Origin of the sequence: Streptomyces sp. NBC_00353 (assembly GCF_036108815.1) — a bacterium.
In the GTDB taxonomy this organism is placed as follows: Bacteria; Actinomycetota; Actinomycetes; order Streptomycetales; family Streptomycetaceae; genus Streptomyces.
Genome location: NZ_CP107985.1, coordinates 1,985,629 through 2,009,364, shown reverse-complemented (window position 1 = coordinate 2,009,364; position 23,736 = coordinate 1,985,629). Strand labels below are relative to the sequence as shown.

At 70.7% G+C, this 23,736-nt stretch carries 21 protein-coding genes and 1 pseudogene; 15 read left to right on the top strand and 7 right to left on the bottom strand.

Translation table 11 applies throughout. The annotated features are described in order from the left end of the window. The first annotated feature begins 355 nt into the window (after positions 1–355). From OHA88_RS09560 to OHA88_RS09535, 6 genes are all read left to right on the top strand, one after another. Complete coding sequence (locus OHA88_RS09560; RefSeq protein ID WP_328625109.1) at positions 356–2,422, top strand: SpoIIE family protein phosphatase; 2,067 nt, start codon at positions 356–358, stop codon at positions 2,420–2,422. Positions 2,423–2,588: 166 nt separating this feature from the next. After that, entirely contained in the window at positions 2,589–4,013 is a 1,425-nt protein-coding gene (locus OHA88_RS09555; protein WP_328625108.1) for a wax ester/triacylglycerol synthase family O-acyltransferase, read from the top strand. A gap of 120 nt (positions 4,014–4,133) precedes the next feature. Further along, a complete protein-coding gene (locus OHA88_RS09550) occupies positions 4,134–5,132 on the top strand; it encodes an aldo/keto reductase (protein WP_328625107.1) in 999 nt (332 codons plus the stop codon). 2 nt (positions 5,133–5,134) lie between these two features. Continuing rightward, positions 5,135–5,446, top strand: coding sequence for an L-rhamnose mutarotase (locus OHA88_RS09545; RefSeq protein ID WP_328625106.1), 312 nt, complete (start codon positions 5,135–5,137; stop codon positions 5,444–5,446). A 1-nt stretch (position 5,447) separates the two neighbouring features. Beyond that, positions 5,448–6,305 carry an amidohydrolase family protein gene (locus OHA88_RS09540; RefSeq protein WP_328625105.1) on the top strand — a complete coding sequence of 286 codons (858 nt, stop codon included), beginning with the start codon at positions 5,448–5,450 and terminating at the stop codon, positions 6,303–6,305. A gap of 34 nt (positions 6,306–6,339) precedes the next feature. Then, entirely contained in the window at positions 6,340–7,200 is an 861-nt protein-coding gene (locus OHA88_RS09535; RefSeq protein WP_328625104.1) for an Fpg/Nei family DNA glycosylase, read from the top strand. Between the two features lie 26 nt (positions 7,201–7,226). Here the strand turns inward: OHA88_RS09535 and OHA88_RS09530 are convergent, their stop codons facing one another. Further along, positions 7,227–7,922, bottom strand: coding sequence for a zf-HC2 domain-containing protein (locus tag OHA88_RS09530; protein WP_328625103.1), 696 nt, complete (start codon positions 7,920–7,922; stop codon positions 7,227–7,229). Between the two features lie 36 nt (positions 7,923–7,958). Here OHA88_RS09530 and OHA88_RS09525 point away from each other — a divergent pair, with 36 nt between their 5' ends. From OHA88_RS09525 to OHA88_RS09510, 4 genes are all read left to right on the top strand, one after another. Next, the gene (locus OHA88_RS09525) at positions 7,959–8,741 is read left to right on the top strand and encodes a LytR/AlgR family response regulator transcription factor (RefSeq protein WP_328625102.1); all 783 of its coding nucleotides are present in this window, start codon (positions 7,959–7,961) and stop codon (positions 8,739–8,741) included. Positions 8,742–8,803: 62 nt separating this feature from the next. Next, entirely contained in the window at positions 8,804–9,166 is a 363-nt protein-coding gene (locus OHA88_RS09520; protein WP_052189755.1) for a hypothetical protein, read from the top strand. Continuing rightward, positions 9,163–10,644 carry a sodium/solute symporter gene (locus tag OHA88_RS09515; protein WP_328625101.1) on the top strand — a complete coding sequence of 494 codons (1,482 nt, stop codon included), beginning with the start codon at positions 9,163–9,165 and terminating at the stop codon, positions 10,642–10,644. Before OHA88_RS09520 ends, OHA88_RS09515 begins: the two co-directional genes overlap by 4 nt. A 61-nt stretch (positions 10,645–10,705) precedes the next feature. Beyond that, positions 10,706–11,935 (top strand): sensor histidine kinase, encoded by a 1,230-nt coding sequence (locus OHA88_RS09510; protein ID WP_328625100.1) that lies wholly within the window; start codon positions 10,706–10,708, stop codon positions 11,933–11,935. 37 nt (positions 11,936–11,972) lie between these two features. Here the strand turns inward: OHA88_RS09510 and OHA88_RS09505 are convergent, their stop codons facing one another. After that, entirely contained in the window at positions 11,973–12,506 is a 534-nt protein-coding gene (locus tag OHA88_RS09505; protein ID WP_267008420.1) for a hypothetical protein, read from the bottom strand. 129 nt (positions 12,507–12,635) lie between these two features. Here OHA88_RS09505 and OHA88_RS09500 point away from each other — a divergent pair, with 129 nt between their 5' ends. After that, complete coding sequence (locus OHA88_RS09500; RefSeq protein ID WP_326606996.1) at positions 12,636–12,836, top strand: zf-HC2 domain-containing protein; 201 nt, start codon at positions 12,636–12,638, stop codon at positions 12,834–12,836. Here OHA88_RS09500 and OHA88_RS09495 read toward each other — a convergent pair. Together OHA88_RS09495 and OHA88_RS09490 are read right to left on the bottom strand one after the other, a co-directional pair. After that, positions 12,767–13,339: a sigma-70 family RNA polymerase sigma factor gene (locus OHA88_RS09495; protein ID WP_328625099.1), complete on the bottom strand. Its 573-nt coding sequence runs from the start codon at positions 13,337–13,339 to the stop codon at positions 12,767–12,769. The genes OHA88_RS09500 and OHA88_RS09495 overlap by 70 nt on opposite strands. A gap of 227 nt (positions 13,340–13,566) precedes the next feature. After that, on the bottom strand, positions 13,567–16,467 hold the full coding sequence (locus tag OHA88_RS09490; RefSeq protein WP_328625098.1) for a glycoside hydrolase domain-containing protein: 2,901 nt from the start codon (positions 16,465–16,467) through the stop codon (positions 13,567–13,569). A 97-nt stretch (positions 16,468–16,564) separates the two neighbouring features. On the opposite strand from OHA88_RS09490, the gene OHA88_RS09485 reads away from it, so the two are divergent. The 4 genes from OHA88_RS09485 to OHA88_RS09470 all read left to right on the top strand — a co-directional run bounded on the left by OHA88_RS09485 (position 16,565) and on the right by OHA88_RS09470 (position 21,421). Next, positions 16,565–17,704: an ROK family protein gene (locus OHA88_RS09485; RefSeq protein WP_328625097.1), complete on the top strand. Its 1,140-nt coding sequence runs from the start codon at positions 16,565–16,567 to the stop codon at positions 17,702–17,704. A 222-nt stretch (positions 17,705–17,926) separates the two neighbouring features. Further along, positions 17,927–18,796: an ABC transporter permease gene (locus OHA88_RS09480; RefSeq protein WP_443044361.1), complete on the top strand. Its 870-nt coding sequence runs from the start codon at positions 17,927–17,929 to the stop codon at positions 18,794–18,796. Then, positions 18,793–19,713: a carbohydrate ABC transporter permease gene (locus tag OHA88_RS09475; RefSeq protein WP_328625096.1), complete on the top strand. Its 921-nt coding sequence runs from the start codon at positions 18,793–18,795 to the stop codon at positions 19,711–19,713. The genes OHA88_RS09480 and OHA88_RS09475 overlap by 4 nt, the downstream gene beginning before the upstream one ends. 76 nt (positions 19,714–19,789) lie before the next feature. Then, positions 19,790–21,421, top strand: coding sequence for an extracellular solute-binding protein (locus OHA88_RS09470; protein ID WP_328625095.1), 1,632 nt, complete (start codon positions 19,790–19,792; stop codon positions 21,419–21,421). A 40-nt stretch (positions 21,422–21,461) separates the two neighbouring features. On the opposite strand, the gene OHA88_RS09465 is transcribed toward OHA88_RS09470, so the two are convergent. From OHA88_RS09465 to OHA88_RS09455, 3 genes and pseudogenes are all read right to left on the bottom strand, one after another. Continuing rightward, complete coding sequence (locus OHA88_RS09465) at positions 21,462–21,923, bottom strand: universal stress protein (protein ID WP_328625094.1); 462 nt, start codon at positions 21,921–21,923, stop codon at positions 21,462–21,464. A 203-nt stretch (positions 21,924–22,126) separates the two neighbouring features. After that, positions 22,127–22,734: pseudogene (locus OHA88_RS09460) on the bottom strand (sortase domain-containing protein). 444 nt (positions 22,735–23,178) lie between these two features. After that, positions 23,179–23,709, bottom strand: a complete 531-nt coding sequence (locus OHA88_RS09455) for a hypothetical protein (RefSeq protein WP_267008428.1) — start codon at positions 23,707–23,709, stop codon at positions 23,179–23,181. Between the last annotated feature and the right edge of the window lie 27 nt (positions 23,710–23,736).

The window sequence follows — 23,736 nt, the reverse complement described above, 5'->3', positions numbered from 1 at the left end:
CGTCCGCCACGGATTCCGGGGTGCTGTGCGCGCGGACTGCAGCCGCACCGGCGCACCACCTCTAGTGAACGATATGCGCTCTTCCGTGCCGCCGCTCGGGCGCGGCGCGGGCAGTGCCGCGCCCTGCTCGTGCAGCCTCCCGCGCCGAGCGGCCCGCTCGGCGACCTCGCCTGTCGCTGGTCCAGGCCCATTGACGGAAGGTCTGGACCATCTTGGCGTATGCATTGTCAGGTGCATGATTGAAACTTTCGACGGTGCGGTGGGCGGCCGACCATGACAGCGGTGTCCGGGCCCTCTGGCGTCCGGCGATCGGGATCATTCGAGGAATCGGACAATTGATGGCAGAGTGACCCGCATGGATGATCGGGTTGCGGGTGCCCTGTCACTCCCGGACGACTGGCCCGCCCACCCGGATCTCAGCCTCGCCCTGAACCGTATGGGCAGCTTCGACTGGGACCTCGACAGCGGCCTCATGCATATGGACCGGCCCGCGCTCGACGTGTTCGACCTGCGCGCCGACGAATACGACGGCCGGCCGGAGTGCCTCGGTCCTCGGGTACCGACCGACGAGGCCGCACGACTCGATGCCATGGTGTCCGAGGCCCTCAAACGCGGGCAGGTCAACTACGGGGCGTACTTCCGCATACTCCGGCGCGACGGCACGCTGCGCTGGACCCACACCCAGGGCTTCATCCGTCGCGACGAGGCCGGCCGCCCCCATCGCATCATCGGCATTGTCCGGGACGCCACCGAGGAACTGGCCGACTCCACCGCCCGCCGGGAGCTGGACGAGGAGCGGCACCGCCGCACCAGCCTGGTCGAGACCACGACGGCCGCCCTGGCCCATGCCCGTACCGTCCAGGACGTCATCGAGGTGCTGAAGAACTCGCAGGGCCTGGCCCACCTCGGTGCGACCAGCCTCGTCGTGGGGCTCCTCGAAGCCGGGCGCATCCATCTCGTCGCGGACGGTCCCGCGGGGTCCTTCGTGCCGGGTACCCGTTTCACCCGTACGGACGAGCCGTACCCGATGAGCGAAGTGATCCGTACGCTCAGGCCTCGATTCATCGTGTCCGCCGAGGACTTCGCCGCCTCGTACCCGATCCTGTGGCCGCGCATCAGCGGTCTCGGCATCACCTCCGCCGCCTATCTGCCGCTGATCGCCCAGGCCCGGCCCATCGGTGCACTCGGACTCCTCTACAGCGACAAGGACGGCTTCGAGGGCGACGAACGCAATCTGCTGGTCGCACTCGGCAGCTCCATCGCCCAGAGCCTCCAGCGGGCCATGCTGTACGAGCAGGAGCACGACCTCGCCGAGGGCCTCCAGCAGGCCATGCTGCCCCGCCGGATCCCCGAGGTACCGGGCGCGCAGATCGCCGTCCGGTACCGCTCGGCCCGGCAGGGGCAGGACATCGGCGGCGACTGGTACGACGTCATTCCGCTTCCCGGCGGCCGCGTCGGCGCAGTCATCGGCGACGTACAGGGCCACGACACGCACGCGGCGGCCGTCATGGGACAGCTGCGCATCGTGCTCCGTGCGTATGCGGCGGAGGGGCACAGCCCGGCCACGGTCATGGCGCGGGCCTCCGCGTTCCTCCACGAACTCGACACCGACCGCTTCGCGACCTGCACGTACGCCGAGCTCGACCTGACCACCGGAGTCATACAGCTGGTCCGGGCCGGTCATATCGATCCGCTGGTCCGGGACGCCGACGGGAGTTGTCGCAGGATGCCCGTCGAGGGCGGGCTGCCGCTGGGGCTTTCGGCCGAGTTCGGAGGGCTCGAGTACCCGGTCAGCACCATGGAGCTGGACCCGGGTCAGACGATGGTGCTGTACACCGACGGCCTGGTGGAGGTGCCCGGCGCCGATCTCGACGAGGGGATGCAGTTGCTGGCCGCCATGATCCGCAACGGTCCGCAGGACCTCCAGCAACTGGCCGACCAGCTCTGCGAGGAGGTCGAGGAGTGCGGCGGCGAGGACGATGTGGCGCTGCTGCTGCTGCGCCGCAAGGCCGCGCACGCGCCCCAGCCGGGCGGTCGGCTCCAGCAGAACGTGGCCCAGAACGACCCGGAGGCGCTGAGCTCGTCCCGGCACATGATCCGGGCCGCGGTACGCGCCTGGGGCGCGAAGGAACGGGCGGACGAGGTCGAGCTGGCCGCCGACGAGCTGATCACCAATGCGCTGATGCACACGGACGGCGGGGCGATCGTCACCGTTCGGGTGCTCACCGGGTCCGGGCGGCGGCTGCGGGTCGATGTCGAGGACCGGTCGAGCGCCCTGCCGCGACGCCGGGACGCGGGCGAGACCGGGGTGTCCGGACGGGGCCTGATGCTGGTGGACCGGCTGGCTGACACCTGGGGTGTGGAGTCCCGCGGCACCGGCAAGTGCGTCTGGTGCGAATTCATCATTCCGGAGCGCGAATGACGGGTCGGGCGGAGGGGCTGGGCCGGTGGAGGGAGCGGGGGACACTACCGGACAGTAACAGAACGTAACATGTCTGTACTTGACCGTAACCGATCGAGGGGGATTGACTGCGACTGCGGCAGTCGTTGACTCCGGCAATCTTTGTCTTCGATGACATGAGGATCCGTTGGGCACTGAGCTACTGGCACCTCTCGATCTGGCCTTCTGGCACCTCGAAACCGATGCGCACCCGATGCACCTCGGCGCGCTCGCCGTCTTCTCGCCGCCCCCTGTCTCCGCGCCAGGTGTCGACGCGGGGGCGGTCCTTCAGCTGCTCGGCACCCGCGCGGCCGCGATCCCCCGGCTGCGGATGCGCGTACGGGACGTCCTGCTGCCGGTCGGCGGCGCCGCCTGGTCCGTCGACAAGGAGTTCGACGTGTACCGGCACGTCAAGCGGGTGCGGCTGCCCCGGAGCGAGGTGGACCCGGCGGGCGGCGGGTTCATGGCAGGGGCCACCCGGCTCGCCGGTGAGCTGATGGAGCAGCCCCTCGAACGCGGGCTGCCGCCCTGGCAGATGTACGTCATCAGCGGCGCCGACGACGGCCCCTTCGCCGTGCTCGTGAAACTGCATCACGCGCTCGCCGACGGAATGCGCGCGGTCGCCATCGGTGCCGGGATCTTCGACGAGATCGCCTCCGTCGGGGCCCGCTCCCGCGGTGGTTCGAGCACCCGCCTGGCACGCCCGGTCCCGCCCCGCTCCTGGATGCCCGGGCCACGCCAGGTGGCCGGCTTCGCGCTGGGCCGGATCGAGGATCTCGGCCGGGCGTTCGGTGTCGGCGCTTCCGTCGTGCGGGCCAGCCGCCTCGATCTGCGCGGCGCCCCCGCACTCACCGCGACCTCCAGCGGCACCCGGCGCCTGGCCACCACCGACCTGGACGCCGAGGCCGTCCGCCGGATCCGCCGGATCGTGGGCGGCACCACCAATGACGTCCTGCTCGGGGTCGTCGCCGGGGCGCTCCGCCGCTGGATGCTGGAGCGCGGCGACCAGCTGCCCGACGCCGACCCGCGCGCCCTCGTCCCCGTCTCCCGGCGCAGGCCCGGTGCCACCGCCGCCACCGGGAACCGGCTCTCCGCCTATCTGCTGGGCCTCCCCGTCTCCGAGGCCGACCCGTGGAACCGGCTGCGCGCCGTCCGTACGGCCATGGACCGCAACAAGGCCGCCGGACCGCTGCGGGGCGCGGGTGCGGTCGCCGTACTCGCCGATCAACTGCCTTCGCTGGCGCATCGCTTCGGTGCCCCGCTGGCGGGCAGCGCGGCCCGGATGCTCTTCGACGTGCTGGTCACCAGTGTGCCGCTGCCGCGCTCGGCGCTCTCGCTCGGCGGTTGCCCGCTGCAGGCCGTCTATCCGATGGCGCCGCTGGCCCGCGGCCAGTCCCTGGCTGTCGCCCTGTCCACGTACAGCGGCCGGGTGCACATCGGTCTGGTTGCCGACGGCAAAGCGGTCCCGGACCTGGAGCGGCTGGCCCGCTGCGCCGAGGACGAGCTGCGCGAGCTGCTCGCCCTGATGCCGGCGGACCAGGGCGCCCGGCTGTCGGAAGGCGTCCATCTATAGGTCGGACAAATTTCCTCGCACAAGCGGCACGTGGTGGCGTTCGGGGAGTTGACGTGCCCAAGTGATCCGATGAATATTCGTTGTGCAGAAACAGCGATCATCGGGGAGGGCGGCAACGGCATGCGGCGAAACAGGGTGGGAAGCAGTGCGGTCGAGGTGACCGAGCTGTCCTTCGGGGCGGCCGGCATCGGCAATCTCTTCCACGAGGTCGATCCCGCGCAGGCCGCCGCCGCCGTGGACGCCGCCTGGGACGAGGGCGTCCGCTACTTCGACACGGCACCGCACTACGGGCTCGGCCTCTCCGAACGCAGGCTCGGCGAGGCCCTGCGCCACCGGCCCCGCGACACGTATGTGGTGTCCACCAAGGTCGGACGGGTGCTCGACCCCCTGCCGGCCGGCGCGCCGGCCCCGGACGACGGTCTCTCCGAAGGATTCGCCGTAAGGGCCACCCACCGACGCCGCTGGGACTTCAGCGCCGACGGTGTACGACGCAGCATCGAGGACAGCCTCGAACGGCTCGGCCTCGACCGGATCGACATCGCCTATCTGCACGACCCGGACGACCACGCCGAGGCAGCCTTCGGCACGGCCTATCCGGCCCTGGAGAAGCTGCGCGCGGAAGGTGTTGTCGGCGCCATCGGCGCGGGCATGAACCAGACCGCAATGCTCACCCGCTTCCTGCGCGACACCGACGTCGACGCCGTGCTCTGCGCCGGTCGCTACACCCTCCTCGACCAGTCCGCGCTGGCCGAGCTGCTGCCCGAAGCAGCCGCCCGCGGCCGCTCCGTCGTCATCGGCGGGGTCTTCAACTCCGGGCTGCTCGCCGACCCGCGCCCCGGCGCGACCTACGACTACGCTGCCGCCCCGATCACCTTGCTCGACCGGGCCCTGCGCATCAAAGCCGTCACCGAGGCGCACGGCGTACCGCTGCGCGCCGCCGCGCTGCACTACCCGCTCGCTCACCCGGCCGTCGCCTCGGTGCTCGTCGGCACCCGCTCGCCGGACGAGATGCACGACGCCGCCGACCTGCTCTCCCGCGAGATCCCGGACGCCGTCTGGGACGACCTGCGCGCCGAGGGCCTGCTCACCGAGGACCCGCTCGACGAGGACGGACGCTGATCATGAGGATCGCCCTGCACACCAAGGTCCGCGCCGACCGCATCGAGGAGTACGAGGCAGCGCACCGTGAAGTCCCCGCGGAACTCACCACCGCGATCCGGGCGGCGGGCGCCACCTCGTGGACGATCTGGCGCAGCGGCACCGACCTCTTCCACGTCATCGAGTGCGCGGACTACGTCCGGCTCCTCGCGGAACTCGAGCAGCTGCCCGTCAACGTCGCCTGGCAGGCCCGGATGGACGAGCTCCTCGATGTCGCGCACGACTACTCGTCGGACGGCGCCGCAGCCGGTCTCCCCGTCGCCTGGGAGCTGTGACATGACCGGCCGGGAACGGATCGTCGACGCCCACCACCACGTATGGGACCTGGCGGTACGCGACCAGGAGTGGATCACCGGGGACGAACTGGCCCCGCTCGCCCGCACGTTCACCCTCGCCGACCTGGAGCCCGAGGCCCGCGCCGCCGGGGTGTACGCCACCGTCCTCGTCCAGACCGTCACCGTCCCCGAGGAGAGCCCCGAGTTCCTCGCCCTCGCCGACGGCAACGACCTCGTCGCGGGCGTCGTCGGCTGGACCGACCTCACCGCGCCCGACATCGCCGACACGCTTGCCGCGCTGCGTGAACTCCCCGGCGGCGACCGGCTCGTCGCCATCCGCCACCAGGTCCAGGGCGAACCCGACCCCGAGTGGCTGCTGCGCCCCGACGTCCGCCGCGGGCTGTCCGCCGTGGCCGCCGCCGGACTCGTCTACGACCTGGTGGTCCAGTCCCATCAGCTGCCCGCCACCGTCTCGGCCGCCGCCCTGCTGCCCGAACTCACCTTCGTACTCGACCATGCCGGCAAGCCGCCCATCGCCACCCGGAGCCTGCACCCCTGGGCGGCCGACCTCAAGGCCCTGGCCGACCACCCCAACACCGTCTGCAAACTCTCCGGCCTGGTCACCGAGGCCGACCTGCGCTCCTGGACGGTCGACGACCTCCGCCCGTACGCCGACACCGTTCTCGACGCGTTCGGGCCCGACCGGCTGATGTTCGGCTCCGACTGGCCGGTCTGCCGGCTCGCGGCGAGTTACGCGGAAGTCGTCGACGCGGCCCGCACCCTCACCGAAGACCTTTCCGAGGACGAGCGGACGGCGGTCTTCGCGACCACCGCCGAGCGGGTGTACGGACTTCGATAGGCACGGGCCCGTCGGGTGCGGCACCCTGGGAACCATGCCCGAACTACCGGAGGTCGAGGCCCTGCGGGTCTTCCTCGACGAAAACCTGGTCGGCAAGGAGATCGCCCGCGTCCTGCCGCTCGCCGTCAGCGTGCTCAAGACCTACGACCCACCGCTCACCGCCCTGGAAGGCCTCACCGTCACCGGCGTCGCGCGGCACGGCAAGTTCCTGGACATCGGCGTCGGCCCGCTGCACCTGGTCGCCCATCTCGCCCGGGCCGGCTGGCTGCACTGGAAGGACAGCTTCCCCGCCACCCCGCCGCGCCCCGGCAAGGGACCCCTGGCGCTGCGCACCGTACTCACCGGTGGCGACGGCTTCGACCTCACCGAGGCGGGCACCACCAAACGCCTCGCCGTGTATCTGGTGCGCGACCCGGCCGAGGTGCCCGGCATCGTCCGCCTGGGGCCCGATCCGCTCGACGACGCCTTCGACCGTGACGCGTTCGCCGCGCTGCTCGCCGGGGAACGCCGTCGGATCAAGGGAGCTCTGCGCGACCAATCGCTGATCGCGGGCATCGGCAACGCCTACAGCGACGAGATCCTGCACGCCGCGAAGATGTCACCGTTCAAACTGGCCGCGAGCCTCACCGACGACGAGACCACCCGGCTGCACGCCGCGCTGCGCACCACGCTCCACGACGCTGTGGCACGCTCCAGCGGCGTGGCGGCCGGAAAGCTGAAGGCGGAGAAGAAGAGCGGGCTCCGCGTCCACGGCCGCACCGGCGAACCCTGCCCGGTCTGCGGGGACACCATCCGGGAGGTCTCGTTCAGCGACTCGTCACTGCAGTACTGCCCGACCTGCCAGACGGGCGGCAAACCGCTCGCCGACCGCCGGCTCTCGAAGCTGCTCAAATAGCGCACCGCCGTGCTCACCGCCGGCCCTCAGCGGGTCAGTTGCAGCAGCCGCCGTCCGTCCGCCGCACGGATCTCGAAACGGTCGATGGCGGCCGGGTGCAACGCAGCCCCGCCCTGCATCGACAGCGGCTTCTCGTCCGGGTCGGCCACCGACCAGGTGGTGACCGTCTCCTCGTTGCCGTCCCGCCCCACCGCGACCAGTGCGCACACCCCCGCCAACGGCGCGCGCGACACCTCCAGGCCGACATCCGTGCCCCACTCCTTCGCCCCGGTCGTCACCACGGCAGCCATCCCCGTGGACCGGTCGGCCGCCGCCCACCGCTGCACCTGCGCCTGCCCCGGCGGCCCGTCCGATCCACCGACCACCACGAGCGGCCCGCCCACCGCGAGGACCACCGCCGCCGCCACCAGCGCCAGCCGTCGCCTGCGGCTCCTGCGCCGCGCGGCCACCACCGCACCCACCGCACGCCGCATCAACTCCGGGCCCGCCCGAACCACCGGATCCACCCCCGGCGGCGTCCGCCGCGCATGCTCCGCGAGCACCTCGGTCACCGCGCCGAACTCCGCCGCCCTGATCTCGCACAGGGGACACTGGGCCAGATGCTCCTCGAAGCGGAAGGCATCGGCAGCGCCGAGCACGCCCAGTGCATAGGCGCCGACATTGCGATGAGGTTCCGGGGTGCGCATGCCGTCTGGTACGGACCCGGCCCGCGAATCACTCAAGCCAACTCCACCGGACACGCTCTACACTCCGGCCTCATGCTGCGCGTACTGGCCGTCGACGACGAAGCACCCGCCCTGGAGGAGCTGCTCTACCTCCTTCGCGCCGATCCGCGCATCCGCAGCGCCGAGGGCGCCACCGGGGCCACCGAGGCACTGCGCCGGATCGGCAGCGCCGTCGACGCGGGACCTGACGACCCGTCCGCCATCGATGTCGTCTTCCTCGACATCCACATGGCGGGCCTCACCGGACTCGATGTCGCCCAGTTGCTGGCCGGGTTCGCCGCGCCCCCGCTCATCGTCTTCGTCACCGCCCACGAAGGCTTTGCCGTCCACGCGTTCGACCTCAAAGCCGTCGACTACGTCCTCAAGCCCGTGCGCCGCGAACGGCTCTCCGAAGCCGTGCGCCGCGTCGCGGAACAGCTCGGCGACCGCTCCGCACCCATGCACTCCACGCCTGTCCACTCCGCGTCCGTCCACGACACCGCGGCCGACCAGATACCCGTCGAACTCGGCGGAGTCATCCGGTTCGTCCCGGTCGACGACATCGCATACGCCGAAGCCCAGGGCGACTACGCGCGGCTGTACACCGCCACCGGCAGCCACCTCGTCCGTATTCCCCTCACCACCCTTGAGGAGCGCTGGCGTTCGCGCGGCTTCGTACGCATCCACCGCCGCCATCTCGTCTCCCTCGCCCGCATCGACGAACTGCGGCTCGACGCGGGCACCATGAGCGTCCGCATCGGCACCGCGGAGCTTGCCGTGAGCCGACGCCACACCCGCGCGCTGCGCGACCTGCTGATGCGGCGGACCGGCCGCTGACCAGGGCCTACCCGGGTTCGAACCCTTCCCAGAGCGCCCCCGGCTGCGTACACTCCGGGCCCATGTCCGCAGAGTCGACGCCCCGGCGTGAAGTGGTGACGGGGGAGCCCCGGCGGGTGCGCCCGCTGCCGCGCTACCGCACCCAGTCGGAGATCGACGAGCAGACCGCTCTCGGTGGCGCCTACGTCCGTTCACTGATGCGCAGTCAGCTGCGCGCCGGACTCACCGCCTTCAGCGTCCTCGCCGTGGTTGTCGGAACGCTCCCGCTGGTCTTCGAGGCCCTGCACAGCGCCGCCGTCGTATGGGCGGTCCTCGGCTTCGCCGCCTATCCGCCGCTGACCCTGATCGCCTGGTGGTACGTGCGGCGGGCCGAGCGCAACGAGCGCGACTTCGCGCGGCTCGTGGAAGGCCGCCCCGCACAGTGAGCCGGACGTACGCGGTGGTGGCCGTGGCCGCCGTCGTTCTCACCACCCTCCTCGTCGGCGGTTTCGGGCTGCGCATCTCCCGCACCACCTCGGACTTCTACGTCGCCTCCCGCACCGTCCGACCCCGGCTCAACGCCGCCGCGATCAGCGGCGAATACCTCTCCGCCGCCTCCTTCCTCGGCATCGCGGGCCTGGTGCTCGTGCACGGCCCCGACATGCTCTGGTACCCGGTCGGCTACACCGCCGGCTATCTGCTGCTGCTGGTGTTCGTCGCCGCGCCGCTGCGCCGCTCCGGGGCGTACACCCTGCCCGACTTCGCCGAGGGAAGGCTCGAATCGCGGCAGGTGCGAAGGCTGGTGAGCGTCCTCGTCGTCGGGGCGGGCTGGCTCTATCTCGTACCGCAGCTCCAGGGCGCCGGGCTCACCCTGAAAATCCTGACCGGGGCGCCCGGCTGGCTCGGCGATGTGCTCGTCGCGTCGGTCGTCGTGACAGCCGTCGCCGCGGGCGGCATGCGGTCCATCACCTTCGTGCAGGTCTTCCAGTACTGGCTGAAGCTGACCGCGCTCCTGGTCCCCGCGATCTTCCTGGTGCTGGCCTGGCACGGCAGCGGGCATCCCCGGGGCACCTTCGACGAGCAGCTGTCCGTCTTCCGCGCCGACCATCCGCTGTACGCCACGTACGGGCTGATCATCGCGACGTTCCTGGGCACCATGGGGCTGCCGCACGTCGTCGTCCGCTTCTACACCAGCCCCAACGGCCGTGACGCCCGCCGCACCACCGTCGTCGTGCTCGCCCTCATCGGCGTGTTCTATCTGCTGCCGCCCGTCTACGGAGCGCTCGGCAGGGTGTACGCCCCCGAGCTGATCCACGGCGGGGACGCGGACGCGGCTGTGCTGCTGCTGCCCGAGCGGGTCATCGGCGGCCTCGGCGGGGATCTGCTCGGCGCGCTCATCGCGGGCGGCGCGTTCGCCGCGTTCCTGTCGACCGCCTCCGGACTCACCATGGCCGTCGCCGGAGTCATCACCCAGGACGTCCTGCCGTCGCGCGGGGTGCGGCACTTCCGGCTGGCCACCGTGCTCGCCATGTGTGTCCCGCTGGCCGGCTCGCTGATGGTCAGCCGGGTGCCGGTGGCGGATTCGGTGGGGATGGCGTTCGCCGTATCGGCGTCGTCGTTCTGCCCACTGCTGGTCCTCGGCATCTGGTGGCGGCGGCTCACCCCGCCCGGCGCGATCGCCGGACTGCTGCTCGGTGGCGGCTCGGCGTTCCTGTCCGTCGCCATCACCGTCAGTGGTGCGGTGCGTCCGCCGGGATGGCCGCACACGCTGCTCGCCTGGCCCGCCGTCTGGTCGGTGCCGGTCGGATTCCTCGCGATGGTTCTGGTGTCGCTGGCCACGCCCGGCCGCATACCGCCCGGGACGAACGCCGCGATGACGCGTTTCCACCTGCCGGAAGCGCTGATGCCCGGCAGACACCGATGACCGGGGCCGCGATGGCTGAGGGACGCGGTGCGCCGGGGGCCGCGAGGACGGGGGGACAGCCATGACCGGGGCCGGATACGCCGTACTCGTCCTGCTCGTACTCCTGCTGGTCGGCGGCGGCTTTCTGCTCGGCCGCCGTACCGCCCGCCCCGTACGCACCAGCGACGTCGGCACCCCCGTCGAGCACGCCACCTTCGAGACCCTGCACACCGCTTCGCTCGCCGCGCCCCCGCTGCGCGCCGGACTCACCGAGGAGAGCGCCCGCAGGTCCGCCCGCAGACTGCGCTCCCTGCTCGGCACCGACGCACTATGCCTCACCGACCGGGACCGGGTGCTCGTCTGGGACGGCGAGGGCGACCACCACGGCAAGCACGTCATGGACCAGGTGCGGGGCCTCCTCGCCAGCGGCAGGGACACCGCCTTCCACAGCGACTGCGACGACCTCGACTGCCCCCTGCGCTGGGCCGTCGCCGTACCGCTGACCGTCGACCACCGGGTCCTCGGCACCCTGATCGCCTACGCCCCGCGCGAGTCCGCGGTGCTGGCGAGGGCGGCCGGAGAGGTCGCCCGCTGGGTCTGCGTACAGCTGGAACTCGCCGAACTCGACCGGTCCCGGACCCAGCTCATCGAGGCCGAGATCAGGGTCCTGCGCGCCCAGATATCCCCGCACTTCATCTTCAACTCGCTCGCTGCCATCGCGTCGTTCGTCCGAACCGACCCCGAGCAGGCCCGCGAGCTGCTGCTGGAGTTCGCCGACTTCACGCGCTACTCGTTCCGCAGCCACGGCGACTTCACCACCCTCGCCGACGAGTTGCACTCCATCGATCAGTATCTGGCGCTCGTGCGGGCCCGCTTCGGCAAGCGGCTCTCGGTCAGACTCCAGGTCGCCCCCGAAGTGCTGCCCGTCGCCCTGCCGTTCCTCTGTCTCCAGCCGCTCGTCGAGAACGCGGTCAAGCACGGCCTCGAAGGCGCCGTCACCCTTCCCCGAGATCTCAACTCCGCGCGAGCAGGGGAGAGCCCGATCCGCATCACCATCAGCGCCCTGGACGCGGGCTCCGAGGCGGTAGTCGTCATCGAGGACGACGGCACCGGCATGGATCCCGAACGACTCCGGCAGATCCTGCGCGGCGAGGGCGGTACCTCCACCGGGATCGGCCTGCTCAACGTCGACGAGCGGCTGCGCCAGGTGTACGGCGACGACTACGGGCTCGTCATCGAGACGGGGATCGGCGCAGGAATGAAGATCACGGTGCGGCTGCCGAAGTACCGCGCCGGGGTGCACGGTTCATGACCGCCGCCACGGGCGGCACCCGCCGGGCGGGCAGCGGTCAGTACAGGTGGATCGCCAGATGTCCCAGCGGCAGCCCCAGCTGCCAGGCCGGCGTCCACACCTGGGCCGTGTCCTGCGGCCACTCCAGATCCTCCTCGAGATCGACCGGCTCCCACGGCGCCGGACCGATCGCATCGAGGTCGGCCGCGAGCAGCTCGGTCTCCTCCAGCCACCGCCACGCGACGCGGGCCAGCGCCAGATCGGGGTCCGGTCCGTCCCGCTCACCGTCCGGCGCCGGAGCCGCCGCCAGTGCGTCGAGCCGCTCGCAGACCCACATGCGCCAGGCCGTCCCGTACGCGGTCAGCAGCCGCAGCTCGTCCATCCTGGTCGCGGGCAGGGCATCGGCCACGCCTCCGTCGGAGAGAAAGATGGTCAGGGCGAGCGCATCGCGCCCCGCGCGGTACTCCAGCGTCGACGGCTCCATCAGATCGCCGGTCCGCAGCAGTTCATCGGCGATGTACTCGGCGTACATCCAGGCCATCGGGACCAGCAGCCCGCCCCCACTGGTTCCATCCGTACGTTCCGGACGCATCCCGTCTCGCCTCTTTCTCTTCTCGGCACCGGGCTACACGCAGCATTGAACCGGGGGAGCGCGCCCCGCGTGGCCAGAAGGACAGGATCCGTCGGACCGGATCCGTCACAGAACAGACATGAGGTTGCGATGACCGCCGATCCCGGGGAGGGCCCGCATGTGCGGCAGCTGCTCGGCGCCTATGTTCTCGACGCGCTCACGCCCGGGGAGACCCGCCGCGTCTGCCACCATCTGCGGGAGTGCGACGGCTGCGCCGCCGACTATGTGGAGGTCGCGGAGGCCGCGGCCCTGCTCGGCCTGGTCAGCGAGGAGGACCTGCTCGGGGAGTAGCCGGGCAGATTACGGGAGAGCAGGCGCAGCGCGTAGTACGAGCGGGACTTGACCGTGCCCGCCGGTATGCCGAGCACCTGCGCCGTCTCGCCCACGCTCAGCCCGCGGAAATATATCTGCACCAGCACCGCCCGGTGCTCGGGGCTGAGCGTGCGCACCGCCTCGCGCACATCGAGCGCGGCGACGGTGGACTCCGTGGTGTCCTCCCGGTCCGGGGCGCTCTCCAGCGCGATGTCGCCGACCTCGGCCGGCCGGGCCTGCCGGGACCTGCGCGCGTCGATCGCGAGGCGCCGGGCGACGGTGAAGAGCCAGGGCCTCATCGAGTCGTACGGACCGTCGAACGCCTCCGGGTGCTGCCAGGCCCGTACCAGCGTCTCCTGGAGGAGGTCCTCGGCCCGCTGCCGGTCGCCGAAGGTCAGACCGAGCAGGAAGTGCAGGAGCGCGGGGCCGTGTTCGCGCTGCAACTTCGCCAGGGCCTGCTCATCGGTCGTCGTCGTGGTCATCGTGCACGCCCTTTCCCGCGGAGGCCCCTGCCGCCGCGCCGCTGCCTGCGCCGTATACGAACGCATTCGCGCCGAGACGAACAGCAGATGCACCGAGGCGTGCGACGAGCGGTCGCACAGAGCGGCGAATGGTGCGGTGAACGGTCGGGCGCACGCCGAGCGGGCTCAGGGCCTTCTTCGGCAGACCCCCGGCCCGTCCTCGGCCGCCGCGGCCGAGGACGGGCCGGTCAGCGGGGCACCGGAGCCGGCCGTACGGACAGCAGCCAGCCGCGTCCCGGCGCCACCGGCACCCGCTCACCCGCCGCGAAGGAGCGTTCCGGCTGGAATCCCTCGATCGCGGGCGCATACGCCGCCACCGGGCCGTCGGCGTCAGTCAGGACACACCCCACCGGTTCCGCCGCCCATGACGCGACCGCGGTCACCGTCCCACCGGGTCCCTCCCAGGTGGAGGCGAGGACATCGTCCCGGCCCGTGGCCACGGAGGGTTCGTCCGCCCACCAGCCGGTGAACTCGGCGTCGGGCAGACGTAGTTCGTCGAAGGCTCGCCACATCGGACGCACATCGGTCATCGGGGCGCGCGCCGTCATCCCGAAGACCAGGCCCCGCCACGGGTTGCCGCCGCCCTCCAGCATCTCGCCCATCAGCCCGAACGGGATGCCTGACAACTCCACCAGCCAGTACGCGGGATCGGTCCCCTCGTAGTCGAACAGCTCGCCCAGCCAGAGCCGGTCGGTGTACGGCATCAGTTCCGCGTACAGATTGGCGCTGGACGCGAAGCCGTCCGGCTCCCGGTACTGGTTGCAGGAGTGCAGATCGATCAGGGGCGCCGTGTCGCCGGAGCGGGCCAGGGTCTTGCGTACGCGCTTCATGGTGGTCCGGTCGTACGCCACATCGTCGAGATAGAGGCCGTCGACCCCGATCCGGCGGCGCAGCCGGTCGATGCCGCACACATAGGAGTTGTGCCACCGCGAGTCGCCCGAGGTCACGACGGCCACATCGGCGACATCGGGTGCCACCCAGCCGGGGACGTAGTCCGTGCCCAGATGCTCGTGCAGCCAGGCGTGTCCACCGCCGGGCCCCGGCGCCAGCACTTCGCTTCCGAGGGATGCCAGGACGGGCAACTCCGGGTTGTACCGGGTAAGTTCGCGCACCGTGTCGTACACCTTGACGCGGATGCCCAGCCGGTGCGCCTCGGCGGTGTACTCCTGGAGCACATCGGCGGCGAGCAGCGGGTCGTTCAGGTACGGGTTGGGCGGGGTGGCGTGGTGGAGGTTGACGACGTTCGCGCCGTAGGCGGCGACCTCGGCCGGGGAGGCGTATGCGTGGAAGTAGCGCTCGGAGAGTTGGCGTCGTACCCGGATCGGCTTGAACGGCGTGAGCAGGAGGCGCAGTTCGAAGCAGCGGCGCTCCCCGGCGGCGATCCTCAGCGGGCCGCTGTACGCGGTCACCGTCCGCACTCCGTCCGCGGTGCGCAGCCGGATGCCGCCGTGCCCGTCCCCCGCCCAGGAACGCGGCGCGACGAGAGGCTTCTCGCGGTAGTAGTTGGTGTTCAGCGGCCGCGCATAGTGCTCGTCGCGCAGCGACACCTGGATGCCGGCCGAGGGGGAACCGAGCCAGAGGGAGTCCTGATTGCGCGTGGGGGTGTCCCACTTCCAGTCGTACGTCTCCGGGCAGACCTGCCCCGGCAGTCCGAGCCCCATCGCGTACCGGGCGATCTCGGCAACGACCGGCACATCGAGCCGTACGTCGAGGGTGAGGTCGTCGACGGCCTCGACGGTGGTCCGTACGACAAGGAAACCGTCGGCCTCCAACTCACCCTCGGTGACGAGGCGGAGTCCGGGACCGGTGGCTTCGGTCGACCAGCGCACCCGAGCCGGTCCGGTACGGTCCAGCGTCAGCGGAACCCGGTCGAGCGGGCGGTCGACCGTGAGTGTCACCGGCCCGGCCAGCAGATCGCGCTCCGGCCCGTCCGTGCCGGTCACCGCCGAGGTGAACGAAGAGGTGAGCCGCTGCGGCAGCCCGTCGGGGCCGATCTCGACCGCCCGGCCGAGGATCTCCAGCCGGCTTCCGGCCACCTTCACCGGGGTGAACGGCGGGACGACCTCGTCGTCCTGGCCGAGCGTCGAGTCCAGCCAGCGCAGCCGGGCCAGCCGTGCCGGATCCCCTGCGCCGTGGTCGGTGACGGTCCGCGGCCCCACGGTGATCCGCAGCGGCAGTACCCGCTCGCCGGTGCCGTCGGCGCGTACGGCGACCTCGCCCTCGTACGTACCGGGCTCCGTGTCCTCGGGGACGTCCAGGCCGAACCAGAGCACGTGTACGCGCCCCGCGCCGATGCCGATCCGATTCTCGAACGGCAGTCCGCGTGCGTCGATGCCGCCGGCGGTCAGCGACCGGACCGGGAAGGGGAGCCCGCGGACCTCGGTACGGACCTCCCCCAGCGCCCGCACCGCGTACACCCCGGTCTGCAGCACATAGAACTCGCCCCGCGCCGCCGAACCCGAGAACGGCGCGAACGGCACGGCGCACGCCCAGCGGGCGGGCAGCCCGTCGTACCGGCCCAGCGGACGGTCGCGGTCCTCGCCGAACAGCAGGAACGGCTCGTCCGGGTGGGCCGCGGTCAGCGTCGCGCACTCGTCGGCGGTGGCCGCGAATCCCATCGGCGCGAAGGAGTCGACGGTGCTCACGGCCTCGTACCGGAACGCCTTCGCGCGAGGCAGCGTCGCCCAGACCCGCTCCGGCCGGTTCAGCCCGCACCGATGCACCCAGCCGGGGTCGGCGGTCGGTGTCGGCTGCCGGTAAGCGGCCTGCGGATAGTACGGCCGGCCGGTATGCGCGTACGGCAGGTAGTGCACGGCGTAGTCGCCCTCGCCCTCCACCGGCTCGAAGGCGATCCGGCCGTGCCCGGCCGTCACCTCGATCGGTACCGTGTTCCGTACCCGCCGACCGGACGGCGCGAGCACGATGACGTCCACCGCCGCGGGGTCCGGATCCCGGCGACGCCATGGCAGTTCGGCCCCGAACACCGGGCCGCCCGAGGGTGCGCGTACCAGGATCCGGTGGTTGCCGTACATGTCGCTGTCCCATGATCCGAGCCCGCACTCCAGCTCGGGATGGCCCTGCTCACCCATGTCCGCACTCCCTCAAGGGCGCTATTTATTAGGTAAGTTGCTCAATCGCCATGGGCCACCATGGAGAGACTTCGATCACGCTGTCAAGGGAGAGGCCATGGACCGGGGTGGGGACGCCTCGCTGCTGCGCCGACTGAACACGGCCGCCGCGCTACGGGTGATGCGGGAACGCAACGAGGTGACCGTGCCGGAGCTCGCCGGGCTGATCGGGGTGTCCCGGCCGACCGCCCAGGACCTCACGGCACAGTTGTTGCGTGAGGGCATGCTGGTGGAGCTGGAGGCCAGCAGCGGCGCCGTCGGCCGTCCGGCCCGCCGGTTCCGCTTCCGGGCCGAGGCGGGACATGTCGTCGGTGTGGACATCGGAGCGCACAAGGTGCTGGTCCACGCCGTGGACCTGCTCGGCCGCACGGTCGCCGCACAGCGCGTCGTCGTCACCCCCGCCATGACCGCTCGGCGACGACTCAAGGCCGTCCGCGGGGCGATCGAGGCCTGCCTGGCCAAGCCGGAGGCCGCCGGGGTCCGCCCCCTCGCCACCGGGATCGGCACCAGCGGCATGGTGGACCTGGCGGGCCGGGTGGTGCGGAGCACCGCGCTGCCCGGCTGGACCGGACTCGACCTGGGCCACGAGCTCGCCGACTGCGCGCCGGGGCCGGTGTTGGTCGGCAACGACATCCAGCTTGCGACGCTCGCCGAATGCGCCGGGGGAGTGGCCGTCGGCGTACGGGACGCCATTTATTTGTACGTCGGCAACCGCCCCGGCATCGGCCTGTGGCTGCACGGCAGACTGCACCGGGGCCACGGCGGTGCAGCCGGCGAACTGCTGCCCCCGGACGGCTGGTCGGCGGCCTACCGACGGCTCCTGGACTGGGCCGCCGGACACCAGGGCGCCGAGCTGCCCACCCGGAACAGCGCCGCCCGCGCAGTGGTCGAGGCCGCGGCCGCCGGGGACGGCGGCGCACGGTACGCCCTGCGCGCCTTCGCCGAGTCGCTCGCCGAATGTCTGGCGCCCCACGTTGCCGCGCTCGATCCGGAACTGGTGGTGCTGGGCGGCGGCATCTCCCGGGCCGGCGCGCTGCTAAGCGAGCCGTTCGCCGCGGAGCTGGCGGGCCGCTGCCCGAATGCGCCATCCGTGCGGAACTCCGCACTGGGCGAGGAATCAACTGCAATCGGGGCAGCCCGGCTGGCATTGGAACGCATCGATCACGCCGTGCAGAAAAGTCCAACTGCCCAGGACTAATTGGCTGTTGACCTACTGGCGTGACGCTTCGATGATGTGGCCACTCTTTTCGGAAAGTTGGTTTCTAAATTCGTCGAGCCGTCAGGCCAGGGAGTACGTGTGACATCCGCTGCAACAGCACGCAGCCCACGGGCCGCGTCCCCACCCGAGCCCAGGGCCGAGAGCGGTCGGCCCCCGCTGCGGCGCGTACCCGTGCGGGTCCGGCTGCGCAACAACTGGGTGATGCTCGCCCTGATGGCCCCGGGCCTGCTCTTCTTCGCCGTCTTCTTCTACGTGCCGATGCTGGGCAACATCGTCGCCTTCCAGGACTACCAGCCGTTCATCGGCTTCAAGGACAGCCCCCTGGTGGGCCTGGCCAACTTCCAGGAGATGTTCTCGGATCCGGCGTTCTGGGAGGCCGTACGCAACACCCTCGCCTTCGCCGCGTTGCAACTGATCTTCTTCTTTCCGGCCCCGCTGGCCCTCGCCCTGCTCATCAACAGCCTGGTCAGCAGCCGCGTCAAGAGGTTCGTGCAGAGTGTCGTCTACCTTCCGCACTTCATCTCCTGGGTGCTGGTCGTCGCCCTCTTCCAGCAAGTGGTCGGCGGCGCCGGACTGATCAGCAACTTCCTTCGTGACCATGGCCTTTCGGCCCTCGACGTGATGACCGACCCCGGCACCTTCCCCGTGCTGATCACCGCACAGGTGATCTGGAAGGACATCGGCTGGGGCATGATCATTTATCTGGCGGCGCTCGCCAACGTCGACCAGAGCCTGTACGAATCGGCCGCCGTGGACGGTGCCGGACCCTGGCGGCGCATGTGGCATGTCACGCTGCCCGCCGTCCGCGGAGTCACGATCATGCTGCTGGTGCTGCGCCTCGGCGACGTACTGTCCGTCGGCTTCGAACAGTTCCTGCTGCAGCGCGACGCGGTCGGCGCCCGGGCCGCCGAGGTGCTCGACACCTACGTCTACTACCACGGCGTTGTCTACGGCGACTGGGGCATCGGCGCCGCCGCCGGCCTGGTCAAGGGCGTGGTCGGCGCACTGATGATCTGGGGCGCCAACCGGCTGGCTCACGCATTCGGAGAGCAAGGGGTGTACAGCAGATGAGCATCGGACTGCCCTTGTCGAAGCCCAGGACCACGGACCGCCGGGCCGCCTGGGAGGAGCCGCCCACCCGGCTCGGCTCGGCCGCCAAGGCCGTCGTGATCACTGTCATCGTCGCTGTGATGACAGTGCCGTTCCTCATCGTGCTCTCCACCAGTCTCGCCTCCCGCGAGGAGATCACGGCCGCCGGCGGGTATGTCCTCTTCCCGACCGAGCCGACCTTGCAGGCCTACCGCACGATCCTGTCCGGCGGACTGGTCACCCGCGCCGTCACGGTCAGCGTCCTGATCACCGGCGTCGGCACGGCACTCTCCCTCCTGACGACCATCGCCCTGGCCTACGCGCTGAGCAAGCGAGGCGTCCCCGGCAGCAAACCCGTCCTGCTGCTCGTCCTGTTCACGCTGCTCTTCGCCCCCGGCATGATTCCGATGTACGTCCTGGTCAGGGAGCTCGGTCTGCTCGATTCCTACTGGGCGCTGATCCTGCCGGGCCTGGTCAACGCCTTCAACCTGGTGGTGATGCGGGCGTTCTTCATGAACATCCCCGACGAGCTCTACCAGGCGGCCCGGATCGACGGTGCGGGCGACTGGCGGATCCTCACCCGGATCGTGCTGCCGCTCTCCAAAGGCGTCATCGCCGTCGTCGGGCTCTTCTATGCGGTGACGTACTGGAACGCGTTCTTCAACGCGATGCTCTACCTCAACGACTCCGGGAAGTGGCCGGTCCAGCTGCTGCTGCGGACCTATGTGGTGCAGAACAAGCAGATGGCGGCCGACCAGCTCGGCGTGGCCCATCTGCCGCCTCAGCAGTCGATCTCCATGGCTGTCGTCATGATCGCGCTGATCCCGATTCTGCTGCTCTACCCGTTCCTCCAGAAGTACTTCACCAAGGGCGTGCTCACCGGCGCGATCAAGGGCTGACCCACGCCCGCTCCTCGCCGTCCTTCCCCTCACCCGTCCCCCCTCTCACCCTGTTGCGGAGATTTCCATGACCGGCATGTCCCGACGCACTTTCCTCGGCCTGAGCACCGCCGTCGCGGCGGGCGCCGCCGCCACCGCGCTCACCGGCTGCGGTTCGTCCACCGGCCACCGGACCGAAGCCGCCTCGGCAAAGGTGAAGCTTCCCGCGTACGTCCCCTTCACCAAGATCACACCCGATCTGCCGGCCAATGCGAAGGGCCTCTCCGCGGGCTACCTCTCGTACCCCAAGGAGCTGATCCAGAGCGTCCCCAAGGCCCCCGGTGACGGCTCGAAGGTCACCCTGCTCACCGAGATCTGGACCCAGCCGCCGCTCCCCAAAGGGTCCAACGAGCACTGGCAGAAGATCAACAAGGAGCTCGGCGTCGACCTCTCCGCGATCCTCGGCACGGATCCCGGGTACGAGGAGAAGTTCTCCGCCACCGTCGCCGGCGGGGACCTGCCCGACCTGATGTGGATACCGCCCAACCAGGGCATCCAGCACATTGCCCAGCTGCTGGAATCGAAGTGCGCCGACATCACCGAGTACGTCTCGGGTGACGCGGTCAAGGACTACCCGAACCTCGCCGCGATGACCCCCGCACACTGGAAGACCGCCGTGGTCAACGGCAAGATCTGGGGCGCGCCGAGCCCCTATCCTGCGTTCGGCCAGGTCTACGCCGGCAACCCCAAGGTCTGGGAGAAGGCGGGTGGCCTGTCCGCGAGCAGCCCGGACGAGTTCCTGGCCAAGTGCAAGGAGGTCACCGGCGGCAAGGTCTGGGCGCTGGAACCGATCTATGTCAATGCCGTCAGCGTGATGAGCCAGTGCTTCGGCACCCCGAACAAGTGGCGGCAGAACAAGGACGGCTCGCTCACCTTCTGGCAGGAGACCGACGAGTACCTGGCGGCACTCGACTTCGTGCTCAAACTCAAGCAGGCCGGTGTCTTCTACCCCGGCGACCCGAAGATGGCCGACGCCTATCTGAAGATGGCGCAGGGATCCATCGGCGCCACGGTGTTCGCCAATCCGTCCGGCGCCCGTGCCAACCTCCGTACCAACGACCCGTCGCTCGCGGCGGAGATCCTGATCCCGTTCGCCGCGGGCGGCCGCCGGCCGAACCACCACTACCACCTGGGCACGATCGGCTACACCGCGATCAAGAAGGGCAGCGAGAAGCGGGTACGGATGCTGCTCGGCGTGCTGAACTACCTCGCTGCGCCGTTCGGCAGCAAGGAGCGCGAGCTCCTGGAGTTCGGCACCGAGGGAGCCGACTTCACGTACGACGAGCAGGGCTTCCCGCAGCGCACCAAGAAGGGGAAGCAGCAGGTCGAGGGGTTCTACAGCGGACTGGCGACCGCGACGACCGCACCGTTCGCGCTGCTGCCCTCGGCCTTTCCCGGCACCCACGGCCCCGAGGACGTGAAGGCGATGTACGCCGTCGAGCAGAAGCTCATCGAGACCGCCATCGCCAACCCGACGGTGGGCCACTACTCCGACGCGTACACCGAGCACTACGGGCGCATGTCGACCGAGGCCACGGACCTGGTCAACGACATCGTCAGCGGCCGCAAGAAGATCGGCGAGTGGAAGCCGTTCTGGACCGAGTGGCGCTCCAAGGGGCTGGACCAAATGGCCCGGGAGTTCCAGAAGTCCATCGAGAAGAACGCCTGACGGCCCGGAAGGCGGGGGCCGCCCCGACATCGTCGGCCGGTTACGGAACGACGGTGACGGGCCAGCGCCCCGCCTTCACCAGCCGGATCGCCACCGAACCGATGAACCGGTGCCCCGCCGACTCCGACGCGCCCACCACCACGGCGTCCGCCTTGAGTTCGTCGGCCGCGGTGACCAGCCCGTTGTACGGATCACCGCGGAAGGTGTGGAACTCCCAGCGCACATCCCATATGTCCTTCAGCCGCTCGGTCGCCGCACGGATCTCGCTCACCAGACCCTCCGCGACCTCGCCGGTCGTGTCGGCGACCGGGGCGCCGAGCGCGGCACCCGCGGGCATCACGGGCTGCACATAGACGAGGGCGAGCAAGGCGCGCTGCCGGCGGGCCAGCCCGGCGGCGTACGCGGCGGCGCGCATCGAGGAATCGGACCCGTCGAGGCCCGCGACGATCACCTTCGGACCGTCTGTGCCACGTTCGAACTGGTGGGGCTGCTGCTCTGTCACGGCAGTGAGGTTAGCCGCTCCCGCCGCCACCCCCGACCCGGGCTGCCCCGCTGCCGGGTCCGGAGCCGCCGGTTACCACGGGTGCGCTCCCTCCATTGGGTGCAAAGCGCTCCGGAGCGCAGGACGCCGCTCCCGACGACGGCCGCCGGATCACGGTGCCGCACCGCGGCTGAACGCGCGGCGGCGGGCTGCTCGGCCCGGTATCAGAGGGTCGCGGCCAGGCGGGCGAAGACGACGACACTGCCGTCGGGGCCGTCGGGGCCGTCGGGTGTCGTGCAGCCGCCGTGGGTGATGAGCCGCAGCTCCGCCCTGCCGGTGTCGCGGTACACCCGGTCGCCGGGGAAGTCGGCTGTGGAGAGCACCTCTACCCCGTAGACCTCGAACACCGCGACCCGGCCGTCGTGGCGTGGCACCTCGATCCGGTTGCCCTTCCTCAGCGAACCGAGGTCGTGGAACACCGCAGGTCCCGCCATGGTGTCGACCCGACGAGCTGAGGATCCTCCGGAAGGGGTGTCCCGAGCGAGCCGTCCGGCTCCAGGTCCACATCGACGAGCGGCGCGTCGACCCGGATCGCGGGGATGACCACGCGCGAGGCGGGGGCGTGGGCCGGCGCCCGCACCGTGACGTCCGCTGGAGGCGCACCGGCGGACGCCTGATGGCGGTGGGCCGAGACAGCGGGGACCGGTTGGGGCGGGGCCGGCGAGGGGTCCGGACCGTTCCGCACCAGGGCGAGCCCGGTGAGCAGTACCAGGGCGAGCGCGCCCCAGGGCGAGTATCTGGTCCGCTCGACGCGCCAGTGGTCCCGGCCCATCCCTGATCTTGGGTGGGCATTCCGGCCTTCAGGCCTGGCGGGAAACGCATCTTGAGATTCGGAGCCGCGAAGCTGCGTAGTAGCCTGTGATCCTGCTTCGGCAGCGGTCAGGGCTTGGCCGTCATGAGACCCCGTGGGGTCAGGTGAGAAGCCGCCTCGTTTACGAGGGGGAGGAGTCACGGTTCTCCCTTCGTCGCGATGCTAGGAACACTAGGCGCGCGGCGCCCGGGCGGCGATCAGGGAAGAGCGAAGGAGTGGCCGGCCGAGAGGTCGTCCTCATAGGAGCCGGGACCGGGTGACGATTCTGTCCATCCATTACATGCGGTCCCGTCAGATCAATGAATGCTGACGGGATGTGTCGGATCATCGGTCCGGTGTGCGCGTCGCCCCGGGTCCTGGATCAGGACCCGGGGCGACGGACGTTCCACCGTCGGCTCGCGCCGTTCAGTGGTGACGGCTCTCCTTCCGCCGGCGCATCACGAAGACCGCGCCGGTGGTGGCGACCACTGCGAGTGCGGTAGCGCCGACGACCTCCGCGGAACTCATCCGGCCGATGCCGCCGAGGCCACCCTGCACGCTGTGCCGCGCGATCGTCGTGGAGCCGGTGGGTGTGGGATTGCCGGCGGAGATCGTGAGGCGGATCTTCGCCATGGAGGTAGGGGACGTATTGCAGATGAACGTCACTTCATAGGCAGCGCCAGGTTTGGCATCCCAGTCGACCGTGGCCGCGGCGGTGCCCCCGCTGGGAATGGTGATGCTGTCGAAGACGCCCGAACTGGCCGTCGCTGCTTTTGAGCACCCCCGGGCGGCCAGGGTGACCTGGCCGCCCGGCGCGACCACCGACGGGGCGACGATGGGTCGGGTCGCGCTGGGCGCCTCCTTCGACATCGCGGCATGCGCGGTCGCGGCCGGAGCGGTCAGAGCAAGAGCGGTGGCGCCGAGCAGGGCGACGGGTGCGACACCTATGGGGCGCATGGTGATTCCTCCGAGTCCCCGAGGAGC

Coding starts and splice junctions, on each gene's coding strand:
- OHA88_RS09540 (WP_328625105.1), top strand. CDS start 5,448: ATGACCGGCCGGGAACGGATCGTCGACGCCCACCACCACGTATGGGAC.
- OHA88_RS09505 (WP_267008420.1), bottom strand. CDS start 12,506: ATGCGTCCGGAACGTACGGATGGAACCAGTGGGGGCGGGCTGCTGGTC.
- OHA88_RS09480 (WP_443044361.1), top strand. CDS start 17,927: ATGCTCGCCCTGATGGCCCCGGGCCTGCTCTTCTTCGCCGTCTTCTTC.
- OHA88_RS09545 (WP_328625106.1), top strand. CDS start 5,135: ATGAGGATCGCCCTGCACACCAAGGTCCGCGCCGACCGCATCGAGGAG.
- OHA88_RS09510 (WP_328625100.1), top strand. CDS start 10,706: ATGACCGGGGCCGGATACGCCGTACTCGTCCTGCTCGTACTCCTGCTG.
- OHA88_RS09535 (WP_328625104.1), top strand. CDS start 6,340: ATGCCCGAACTACCGGAGGTCGAGGCCCTGCGGGTCTTCCTCGACGAA.
- OHA88_RS09525 (WP_328625102.1), top strand. CDS start 7,959: ATGCTGCGCGTACTGGCCGTCGACGACGAAGCACCCGCCCTGGAGGAG.
- OHA88_RS09495 (WP_328625099.1), bottom strand. CDS start 13,339: ATGACCACGACGACGACCGATGAGCAGGCCCTGGCGAAGTTGCAGCGC.
- OHA88_RS09500 (WP_326606996.1), top strand. CDS start 12,636: ATGACCGCCGATCCCGGGGAGGGCCCGCATGTGCGGCAGCTGCTCGGC.
- OHA88_RS09470 (WP_328625095.1), top strand. CDS start 19,790: ATGTCCCGACGCACTTTCCTCGGCCTGAGCACCGCCGTCGCGGCGGGC.
- OHA88_RS09520 (WP_052189755.1), top strand. CDS start 8,804: ATGTCCGCAGAGTCGACGCCCCGGCGTGAAGTGGTGACGGGGGAGCCC.
- OHA88_RS09560 (WP_328625109.1), top strand. CDS start 356: ATGGATGATCGGGTTGCGGGTGCCCTGTCACTCCCGGACGACTGGCCC.
- OHA88_RS09475 (WP_328625096.1), top strand. CDS start 18,793: ATGAGCATCGGACTGCCCTTGTCGAAGCCCAGGACCACGGACCGCCGG.
- OHA88_RS09485 (WP_328625097.1), top strand. CDS start 16,565: ATGGACCGGGGTGGGGACGCCTCGCTGCTGCGCCGACTGAACACGGCC.
- OHA88_RS09490 (WP_328625098.1), bottom strand. CDS start 16,467: ATGGGTGAGCAGGGCCATCCCGAGCTGGAGTGCGGGCTCGGATCATGG.
- OHA88_RS09455 (WP_267008428.1), bottom strand. CDS start 23,709: ATGCGCCCCATAGGTGTCGCACCCGTCGCCCTGCTCGGCGCCACCGCT.
- OHA88_RS09550 (WP_328625107.1), top strand. CDS start 4,134: ATGCGGCGAAACAGGGTGGGAAGCAGTGCGGTCGAGGTGACCGAGCTG.